The sequence below is a fragment of the Corynebacterium sp. HMSC074E01 genome (assembly GCF_001808885.1).
Taxonomy (GTDB): Bacteria; Actinomycetota; Actinomycetes; order Mycobacteriales; family Mycobacteriaceae; genus Corynebacterium.
In genome coordinates, this window is the sequence record NZ_KV794824.1 from 1 (window position 1) to 508 (window position 508).

Below are 508 nucleotides of genomic sequence, written 5' to 3' on the forward strand. Positions count from 1 at the left end.
CGGGTGGATCACCTCCTTTCTAAGGAGCATTTTATTGTGGCACCAGTTGGTGTCTTTAAGCATGTGAGTGTTTTTCACGTGCGTGGTGGTTGAGTGAGCGTTTGTCTTGCTGCCACCGTTTGTTTAATCGGGTGGAGATACATCTTAACCAGAATGATTTATTAGCCAGCGCGGCACTTGTTGAGTGTCTGTTTTGAAAAAGTACGTGGTGCATTGTTGGGTGTCTGGGGCATTGTTCCCTGGTTGTTTAACCCACATGAGCTTGATGGTCGGAGTGGTTAATGTTCTGGTTGTTGGGCTGGTGTGGGGTGTTGTGTGAGAACTGTATAGTGGACGCGAGCATTAAACCATGTGCTTGCTGCTGATACGTGCTTTGTGCGTGTGTTGGTGGTGGGTGTGTGGTTGTGTGATTTCTTTGTTCTTTTGTGTTTTGTGTGTTCACACCAACATTGTCTTCTGCTGCTTTTGTGGTGGTTGCTGTGTTGGTTGTGTGTTCGTTATTTAGGGC

The 508-nt window shown here is 46.9% G+C and carries 1 protein-coding gene; it reads right to left on the minus strand.

Annotated features, from left to right (window positions below):
* Positions 1–247: 247 nt before the first annotated feature.
* Positions 248–508 (minus strand): hypothetical protein (locus HMPREF2537_RS12875; protein ID WP_210383613.1); only part of this gene is annotated, 261 nt, incomplete at its 5' end.